This window comes from Marinomonas transparens, assembly GCF_016463975.1.
GTDB lineage: Bacteria > Pseudomonadota > Gammaproteobacteria > Pseudomonadales > Marinomonadaceae > Marinomonas > Marinomonas transparens.
Genome location: NZ_JAEMNX010000012.1, coordinates 144,679 through 154,604 on the forward strand (window position 1 = coordinate 144,679; position 9,926 = coordinate 154,604).

At 46.3% G+C, this 9,926-nt stretch carries 6 protein-coding genes; all 6 read left to right on the plus strand.

Going from position 1 to position 9,926, the window contains the following annotated elements:
• The first annotated feature begins 57 nt into the window (after positions 1-57).
• On the plus strand, positions 58-1,230 hold the full coding sequence (gene lpxB / locus I8J31_RS12045; protein WP_199468811.1) for a lipid-A-disaccharide synthase: 1,173 nt from the start codon (positions 58-60) through the stop codon (positions 1,228-1,230).
• Entirely contained in the window at positions 1,230-1,829 is a 600-nt protein-coding gene (gene rnhB / locus I8J31_RS12050; RefSeq protein ID WP_199468821.1) for a ribonuclease HII, read from the plus strand. The genes lpxB and rnhB overlap by 1 nt, the downstream gene beginning before the upstream one ends.
• Before the next feature lie 4 nt (positions 1,830-1,833).
• Positions 1,834-5,310, plus strand: coding sequence for a DNA polymerase III subunit alpha (dnaE, locus tag I8J31_RS12055; protein ID WP_199468812.1), 3,477 nt, complete (start codon positions 1,834-1,836; stop codon positions 5,308-5,310).
• Between the two features lie 126 nt (positions 5,311-5,436).
• On the plus strand, positions 5,437-6,384 hold the full coding sequence (accA, locus tag I8J31_RS12060; RefSeq protein ID WP_199468813.1) for an acetyl-CoA carboxylase carboxyl transferase subunit alpha: 948 nt from the start codon (positions 5,437-5,439) through the stop codon (positions 6,382-6,384).
• A 42-nt stretch (positions 6,385-6,426) separates the two neighbouring features.
• Complete coding sequence (gene tilS / locus I8J31_RS12065; protein WP_233402738.1) at positions 6,427-7,740, plus strand: tRNA lysidine(34) synthetase TilS; 1,314 nt, start codon at positions 6,427-6,429, stop codon at positions 7,738-7,740.
• 609 nt (positions 7,741-8,349) lie between these two features.
• On the plus strand, positions 8,350-9,926 hold a 1,577-nt coding region (locus I8J31_RS12070; protein WP_325101201.1), incomplete at its 3' end, for a SpvB/TcaC N-terminal domain-containing protein.

The window sequence follows — 9,926 nt, forward strand, 5'->3', positions numbered from 1 at the left end:
CCGGATATGTTCGGGGTTTTCTTTTTTATCAAAGATTACGTATTAGAGACGGAATAAATGGAAGCAAGGTCGGTGACACGGTATGTTTTAGTAGCTGGTGAGGCCTCGGGTGATATTTTAGGTGCCAACCTAATTGCCCATTTAAAAAAGCTTCAACCAGAAGCCATATTTGAAGGTATTGGTGGTCCGTTAATGGAAGCGCAAGGTTTCCGCAGTATGGTTCCTATGGACAGATTATCTGTGATGGGCTTGGTTGAAGTATTGGGGCGCCTGCGTGAACTGCTGGGTATTCGAAAACGTTTATATCAAGCTTGCTTAGATAACCCTCCAACCGCTTTTATTGGAATCGACTCTCCAGATTTTAATGTCCCCCTCGAAAGAAAACTGAAACAAGCGGGCATTCCTACTGTTCATTACGTCAGTCCTTCTGTTTGGGCGTGGCGTCAAAAGCGTATTTTTAATATCAAGAAATCGGTTGATCTGATGTTGGCGCTGTTTCCGTTTGAACTGCCTATTTACCATCAGCATGATATTCCTATTGTTTGTGTTGGTCATACCCTTGCTGATGAAATCCCCTTAGAAAGTGACGCTGAAGAAGCTCGTCAAACACTTAATTTAGGCCCAGTGAATGGCCCTGTTTTTGGTATTTTACCCGGTTCTAGAGGCGGCGAAGTAAGTCGTTTAGCACCGCTTTTCATTGAAGCGATGAAACTTATTAAACAGCAAGAGCCAAATGCCATCTTTTTGATGCCGGCAGCAAATGCCGAGCGTAAGGCACAAATTGAGGCCGCGCTACATGAAGCCAATGCTGAAGCGATTCTGATCGATGGTCAATCTCGTACTGTCATGGCCGCATCCGATGCCATTTTATTAGCGTCAGGGACGGCAGCGTTAGAGGCCATGTTAGTAAAACGCCCCATGGTCGTATCTTATCGAGTGAATAAAGTAACCCATGCCATCATGAAAAGAATGGTAAAGGTTCCCCACCTTTCGCTACCTAATTTACTCGCCAATGAAGAGCTTGTTCCTGAATTGATACAGGATGAGGCCACGCCAGACAATTTAGCTAGGCGTTTTTTACAGACTTGGCAGTCTTTTGTCGGGGATAAAAGCATTCAGAAAAAGTACATCGATTTGCATGAGATGCTGCGTAAAAATGCAGGACAGCAAGCTGCTCAAGCCATTGTTTCCATGCTCGAGAATAAAAACACGAAAGAGAAAGCAGAATGATGACGCCTTTTGTTAGCGAACATTATTTTGGCGACCTACTTGCTGGTGTTGATGAAGCGGGTAGAGGGCCATTGGCGGGTGAAGTGGTGGCTGCTGCGGTTATTTTAGACCCTAAGCGACCTATTGCAGGTCTTGCAGACTCCAAAAAGCTCAGTGAAAAGAAACGTGAATTACTGTTTGATGAAATAAAAGAAAAAGCACTAGCCTATGGCATTGCCAGTGCAAGCATTGAAGAAATTGATCAAATAAACATTCTTCATGCCAGCATGTTAGCCATGTCTAGAGCGGTTGAGTTATTGCCGATTAAGCCTGAACATGTGTTGATTGATGGTAATCGTCTGCCACCCAATCTTCCTTGTCCTGCAGAGGCTGTGGTGAAAGGAGATGCTCGGCAAGCAGCGATTTCTGCTGCGTCTATTTTGGCCAAGGTGACTCGTGATAGAGACATTATAAAGAGCGCAGAAATATACCCAGAATATGGCTTTGAAAAGCACAAAGGTTACCCAACGGCCGCCCATCTAGAGGCGATCCGCCTTTATGGGATTACGCCCATTCATCGGCGTAGCTTTGGTCCAGTTAAAAAGATTGTAGAAGGATAATACCTTGTCCACACCGTTTGTACATTTACGTGTTCATACCGAATTCTCTTTGGTTGACGGCATAGTAAAGATTAAAGGCTTACTTGGTACGACCGAGCTCATGTCCATGCCTGCTGTTGCCATAACGGACGAAAATAACCTATGTGGTTTCGTGCGTTTTTATAAAGGCGCGATGGATAAAGGCATCAAGCCTATTTGTGGTGCGGATGTGGTGGTTGCGGAAGATGAGGAAACAGAATCTCGCTATCGTCTGACCTTGCTTGCCATGTCCAATCAAGGCTACAAAAACATCATAGAAGTCATTTCCAGAGGCTATCAACTTGGTCAGGTGGAAGGTCGTCCGATTGTGCAGCGTGAATGGATAGAAGACTGTAGCCAAGACGTGATTGCCTTATCGGGTGCCCAGTATGGCGACGTGGGGGTTCTATTAGCAAAGAACAAAACAGCAGAAGCCCGTCAGCGTTTATCCCATTGGATGTCGGTATTTCCTAATCGTTTTTATGTGGAATTGCAAAGAACCAGCCGTCCAGGAGAGGAAGACTTTATTCACGGGGTGGTGCCGCTTGCGACAGAACTCGCTTGTCCTGTTGTGGCGACCAATGATGTACGTTTTTTAAAACGTGAAAACTTTGAAGCCCATGAAGCGCGAGTATGCATCCACGATGGTGTGACGCTAGACGATCCTAGGCGCCAGCGGCGCTATTCTGAAGAGCAGTATTTCAAGACGCCAGAAGAAATGGCTGCACTGTTTGAAGACATTCCAGAAGCCCTTGAGAACACAGTAGAAATCGCCAAGCGTTGTAATGTCGATGTATTGCTTGGCGAATACTTCCTACCAGATTATCCGGTACCAGAGGGTATGACGATGGAAGAATTTTTCAGCAAACTCTCCTTTGATGGATTGAAAGAGCGTTTTGATTTTCTCACCAAAAAATATGGCGAGCGCATAGAAAAACGCCGCCAAGAATATTGGGACCGTTTGGATTTTGAATTAACCATTATTAACCAAATGGGTTTCCCCGGTTACTTTTTAATCGTCATGGACTTTATCCAATGGGCCAAAGACAACGGCATACCTGTTGGCCCTGGACGAGGCTCGGGTGCCGGCTCTCTTGTGGCCTATGCACTTAAAATCACCGACCTTGACCCACTGGAATACGACCTTCTGTTTGAGCGATTCTTGAATCCAGAGCGGGTTTCCATGCCAGATTTTGACATTGATTTCTGTATGGATAATCGTGACCGAGTGATTGATTACGTATCACGAACCTATGGCCGCGATGCGGTTTCTCAGATCATTACCTTTGGTGCCATGGCGGCAAAAGCCGTGGTGCGAGACGTTGCTCGGGTACAGGGTAAACCCTATAGTTTAGGTGATAAGTTATCCAAACTGATTCCCTTTGAAATCGGCATGACCCTGAAAAAAGCATTGGAAGAAGAGCCTGCCTTGCCTGAATTTTTGGCTGGCGATGAAGATGCGGCAGAAGTCATGGAAATGGCGATTTCACTAGAAGGCGTGGTGCGTAACTTTGGTAAACACGCCGGTGGTGTGGTTATCGCGCCGACTAAGCTAACGGATTTCGCGCCGCTGTATTGTGAAGAAGACGGTTCGGGTCTGGTGACCCAATACGATAAAAACGATGTGGAAGAAGCCGGCCTAGTAAAGTTTGACTTCCTTGGTCTAAAAACGCTTACCGTGGTTGATTGGGCGGTCAAAAACATTGATACCATCAATGCCCTAGAGGGGAAGCCGCCCCTAGATATTTCGCTCATTGATCTGGAAGACAAATCTACCTACGACCTACTAAAACGTGCAGAGACCACAGCGGTATTCCAGCTGGAATCCCGTGGTATGAAAGAGTTAATTAAAAAACTCTTGCCCTCCCGTTTTGAAGATATCATCGCCTTGGTGGCCTTATACCGCCCGGGGCCGCTTGGTTCCGGCATGGTGGACGACTTTATCAACCGTAAGCATGGCCGTGCAGAATTGGCCTTTCCCCATACCGACTATCAACACAATGACCTAATTCCCGTTTTAGAACCGACTTACGGCATCATCCTGTACCAAGAGCAAGTTATGCAGATTGCTCAGGTACTGGCTAAATTTTCTCTTGGTGGTGCTGACTTATTACGTCGAGCCATGGGTAAGAAGAAAGCCGAAGTCATGGCCGAACAGCGCCTAATCTTCATGGAGGGTGCGTTAAAGAATAATATCGATGGTGAGTTATCGGGTAATATTTTTGACCTGATGGAGAAGTTTGCTGGCTATGGTTTTAACAAATCCCACTCTGCGGCCTACGCCTTGGTGTCTTATCAAACGGCTTGGTTGAAGAACCATTATCCTGCACCTTTCATGGCCGCGGTGTTATCTGCCGATATGCAGAATACCGATAAGATAGTGATCTTCATTGAAGAATGTCGTTCGATGAAACTGGCGTTAGAACTGCCGAACGTGAATGAGTCGGTGTTCAAATTTACCGTGAACCGTGACGGTGCCATTGTGTATGGCTTAGGTGCCATCAAGGGCGTTGGTGAAGGCCCGATTGAAGCCATTGTGGAAGCGCGTAAAGATGGGCCCTTTGAACACATCTTTGACTTCTGTCAGCGTGTTGGTCGCAAGGTAAACAAGCGTGTCATGGAAGCCTTGGTGCGTTCTGGTGCGTTCGATACCATAGGACCAAATCGAGCCACCTTGTTTGCTTGCATTGATGATGCTCTGAAACGGGCGGCTCAGGATGCCAAAAGCCAAGATGCTGGCATGATGGATTTGTTCGGCATCACGGTAGAAGAAAGTACAGAAGACGCTTATAAAGAAGTGGGGGTTCAACATGAATGGCCGCCTCGTCAGCGTCTAGATGGCGAGAAAGATACCCTAGGCCTGTATGTAACAGGCCACCCGATTGACGAATACGAAAAAGAAATTCGTCGTTTTGTGCGTTCTAAAATCGTCGATCTGCAACCCAAGCGTGGTGACACTCAGGTGATGGCTGGTCTGATCGTTGACCTACGCATTACCAAGAGCAAGAGAGGCGGCAACATTGCCTTCGTTACCTTGGATGATCGCTCGGCGCGTATTGAAGTAACGGTTTTCCCAGATAGTTACGAAGACTTCAAAAACGTCATTGTGAAAGATGAAGTAGTGGTGGTTGAAGGTGAAATCACGGTAGATGAATTCCGTGGTGGGCAAAAAGTCATTGCACGTAATATCTTGGACATTGCCCAAGCTCGCATTCGCTATGTGGAAGCCTTGCGCATTACATGGACATCAGAGTCGGTAACGCCAACGGAAATTCAAACCCTTGCGAATCATATGGAGGCCTACCGAGGCGATGGCTGTGATGTGGTGATTGGTTTTGATACACCACAAGCCCATGGGGATATTCGCTTAGGAACAGGGTGGAAAATTCGCCCAGATGACGAATTAATTCACCAACTTCAGAAACATTACGGTAAACAAAATGTTCAGTTAGTGTATACTTAGCCTCATTTAACGATTTCGTACAATGCGTACAATGGAATGTGGCGTAGCAATGCGCCAATAGAGCATAAGGCGGATAGCCTTTGGCTTTTGTATTTGATGACAACCAAAACAGCAGTGTAATTAAACATGAATCTAGATTATCTACCTTTTGAGCAGCCGATTGCTGAGCTTGAACAAAAAATTGAAGAATTACGCCTAGTAGGCAACGACAATGAGTTGAATATCAGTGATGAGATCAGCCGACTTGAAGATAAAAAAGTCGCGCTTACCCAAAGCCTATTTAGCAATTTGGGAGCATGGGAAGTTTCCCAATTAGCCCGTCATCCAAAACGTCCTTATACCCTAGATTACATTCAACATATTTTTACTGATTTTGAAGAAATGCATGGTGACCGTCACTACGCTGATGATCGTGCCATTGTTGGTGGTATTGCGCGCTTAGATGGCCGCCCAGTGATGGTCATTGGTCATCAAAAAGGTCGCGAAGTAAAAGAAAAAGTCCTGCGCAACTTTGGTATGCCTCGTCCTGAAGGCTACCGTAAAGCCTTGCGTTTGATGGAAACTGCAGAACGTTTCAACATGCCAATCGTGACCCTTATCGACACTCCTGGGGCTTATCCTGGTATTGGTGCGGAAGAACGTGGTCAAAGTGAAGCGATCGCCTTTAATCTAGCGGCCATGTCACGCTTAAAAACGCCGATCATTTCTACCGTTATCGGTGAAGGGGGTTCTGGTGGTGCCTTAGCCATTGGCGTGTGTGACGAGCTAATGATGATGCAATACGGTACCTATTCCGTTATTTCTCCAGAAGGTTGTGCTTCGATCCTCTGGAAGAGCGCAGAAAAAGCGTCTGACGCGGCGAAAGCCATGGGCATTACTGCACAGCGTCTTAAAGAGCTTGGCCTAGTAGACACCATTATCCAAGAACCAATGGGTGGCGCGCATATTGCCCATGAGCAAGCGGCTCACAGCCTAAAAGAAAATGTTCTCGCGGCATTGGATCGTATGGAAGCTTTAACGACAGAAGAGCTAATGGCTCGTCGCTATAATCGTTTGATGTCTTACGGTTTATAATTTTTTTGCTACACTCAAAAGCCTCCTATTTAGGAGGCTTTTTTGTTTGAGACGACTATGCGCCATTTAACCCTAAAACCACTGATTTCCTTATCGCCACTCAGTTTTAACCCTGAGTGGCTGAGCCAAGTATTTACGCAGGTAAATACTGTGTGGGTCGGCTTTAGTGGCGGTGTTGATTCCCATGTTTTGCTGTATGCCTTAGTGCAACAGCTTTCCCCTGAGCAAAAGCAAAAACTCGCTGCGATTCATATCCACCATGGCCTAAGTGCCAACGCCGATGGCTGGCTAAAACACTGTGAAGCAACTTGTCAAAGCCTTGATGTGCGCTTCGTTGCCGAGCGAGTACAGCTAGAGTCCCAAGCCTCTGTAGAAGACGCTGCCCGTAATGCGCGCTATCAAGCTTTCCAAAATGCCATGGGAGATCAGGATGTGATATTGCTGGCTCATCACGCGGGTGATCAAGCGGAAACCGTCTTGTTTCGATTACTACGAGGCACGGGCGGGAAAGGACTGGCTGGCATGCCACAACAAAGGTTGTTAGGGGAGGATGGCGCTCGCTTGATTCGCCCCCTGTTGGACGTATCAAAACAGCAAATAGAGGATTACGCTCGTCAGCAACAGCTTGACTGGATACAAGACGAATCCAATAGTGACGAACGCTTTACCCGCAATTTTTTGCGCCAAAGTGTCGTACCGATACTCAAACCGCGTTTTCCTAAAATGGAGCAAAATATCGCTTCCAGCGCTCAGCGCATCGCCACTGACTACGCCATGTTATTTACATTTGCTAGTCAACAATTAGCGGAATGGACGAATGCATCGGGTGGTTTAGACTTGGCTTGTATCGCGGATAAAGCCTTGGATGAACGTCTTTTTTGGTTGCGATACTTTTTGCAAGGCAAAGGCATTTCATTACCCCATGTCCAGTTAGAAAGCATTGTAGAAATGTTTGCTGGTGGGGAAGACAGGCAACCCGAGTTCGTTTTTGCGACTGGGCGCATCATGCGTCACCAAAACGCCCTTTATCTATTGCCGGCAGAGCAAGCTGTTATCTTGGCTCCCTTGGTGTCAGGGGAAGTGCTAAAGCGATCCTTTGATGAAATTTGTCTTCATGGCAGTGATGACTGCGAACTCAAAGAGCGTCCCCAAGGCGCAACGCTACTTATGCCCAGCGGCAAGACTCGCAAGTTGAAGAAATGGCTTAACGATCAGCAAACTCCTAATTGGTGGCGAGAGCATTTACCTTATGTGTTTCTTGGGGATGAGTTGATTGCCATAGGGACGCTTTGGCGTCACCCAAACTACGAGCATCTTCAAATTGAATGGCGACCAAGCGCTGAGCTACCGATTTAAATAGAGACGTCTCGTTTAGGTAGGTAGAAGCTGTATGGCTCTATCAAACCAAGTGGCGTTTCCCTCGAAACTGCCGCCTACCTCGATGAAACGCCACTCGGTTTGAGTTTAGCTTAGCGCTTAATAGATTGGAGGGTAACGACAGTTCGCCGCTGAGCTGTCGAACCAAGTGGCGTTCTCCTCGAAACTACCGCCTACCTCAGTGAAACGTCACTCGGTTCTAATCTAGTTGGGTACTCAATAAGTCAGACAGTTAGCCGCAGGGTTGTCGAACCAAGTGACGTTTCCCTCGAAACTATCGCCTACCTCAGTGAAACGTCACTTAGTTCAGCGCTTAATAAGGTGTGTTGAGCTTGTCGAACCAAGTGGCCTTCCCCTCGAAACTATCGCCTACCTCGGTGAAACGCCACTCGGTTCGAGTCTGTCTCAGTGTTCAAAATGCCGTTCATAAAGTTCGCTGTAGATAAACGATGATTTTTTTGCACTTTTCTTCCAATTACACAGAATTTCGATTACTTTTCTTGACCTTGCTTTACATAATGCTGTGTCGCTGATCACCATTTTGCCTTTGAGAAATAATCCTGTAGAAAACTATAAAAGGAATTAGCTGTGTTTAAGACAATCCCGTTGTATGTCTTCGTTTGTTTGCTTGGTTTTATCAATGTCTCCCACGCCGAAACCTTGGTCGGTAGCCTTTCCGGCGAAGCGGGTGTGTCTTCCAGTGGCGCGGCGACCTATCAAATTCCCATCGACGTGCCACCGGGCATTAATGGTTTACAACCTAATCTAGCGCTGCGTTATAACAGTCAGCAAGGCAATGGTTTATTGGGCCTTGGCTGGCAACTGACGGGATTGTCCGAGATCACTCGCTGTGCAGCGAACCAAGCCCAAGACGGTTTTATAAAAGCGGTGGATTTTACTAACGATAGATTTTGTCTGGATGGCGAAAAGCTAAAAGTCGTTTCAGGCAGTTATGGTGCGGTTGGTGCGGAATACCGAACCGAAACCAATCCACAAGTAAAAATATTCACTTTTGACGGCGTTTCGGGCAATCCAGGTTCGTGGCAAGTTATTCAGCTTAATGGTCATGTTTTCACCTATGGGGATTCGAGCAACAGTAAGCTTTTAGCCAATGGCACTTATGCAGGCAAGACGGTGAAATGGGGCTTAGGCAGCATTCAAGATAGCTCGAACAACCAAGTCAATTATTCCTATATCAATGATCAGGCCAATGGTGGCTTAAGTGTCAGCAGCATTAGCTATAACGCTTATCGTGTGGACATGGCCTATGAAGGTCGCAGTGATGTTTCTACCAGTTATGAAGCGGGCTCTGTTTCTAAAATTACTCAGCGCTTAAGTAGTATTGCAATTAATACTACAAGTTATGATTTTGATTATCAGGATGACAACTTTACTAATACTTCTATGTTGTTGGGGATAACTTATTGCAGTGATACAGAGTGTTACCCAAAAACAGTATTTGATTATAATTCACAGGATTTGGCGGATGTTTCTGGTTTTACAAAAGCGAAAAGTGCTAATCATATCGGAGGGTGGGGAAACGGTAGACAATACCTGACCATGGATGTTAATGGTGATGGCCTAATGGACATTGCGGAAATTTATAATTATGCAAGTGGAATGGCAGGAACCACGACATGGATAAGTGATGGTGCCGGCGGTTTCGCAAAAGCGAAAAGTGCTAATCATATCGGAGGGTGGGGAAACGGTAGACAATACCTGACCATGGATGTTAATGGTGATGGCCTAATGGACATTACCGAAGTTTATAATAATGGTGGAAGTGCAGCTACAACTACATGGGTAAGTGATGGTGCCGGCGGTTTTGCAAAAGCGAAAAGTGCTAATCATATTGGAGGGTGGGGAAACGGCAGACAATACCTGACCATGGATGTTAATGGTGATGGCCTAATGGACATTGCGGAAATTTATAGTTATGCAAGTGGAATGGCAGGAACCACGACATGGATAAGTGATGGTGCCGGCGGTTTTGCAAAAGCGAAAAGTGCTAATCATATCGGAGGGTGGGGAAACGGTAGACAATACCTGACCATGGATGTTAATGGTGATGGCCTAATGGACATTACCGAAGTTTATAATAATGGTGGAAGTGCAGCTACAACTACATGGGTAAGTGATGGTGCCGGCGGTTTTGCAAAAGCGAA

Coding starts and splice junctions, on each gene's coding strand:
- rnhB (WP_199468821.1), top strand. CDS start 1,230: ATGACGCCTTTTGTTAGCGAACATTATTTTGGCGACCTACTTGCTGGT.
- lpxB (WP_199468811.1), top strand. CDS start 58: ATGGAAGCAAGGTCGGTGACACGGTATGTTTTAGTAGCTGGTGAGGCC.
- accA (WP_199468813.1), top strand. CDS start 5,437: ATGAATCTAGATTATCTACCTTTTGAGCAGCCGATTGCTGAGCTTGAA.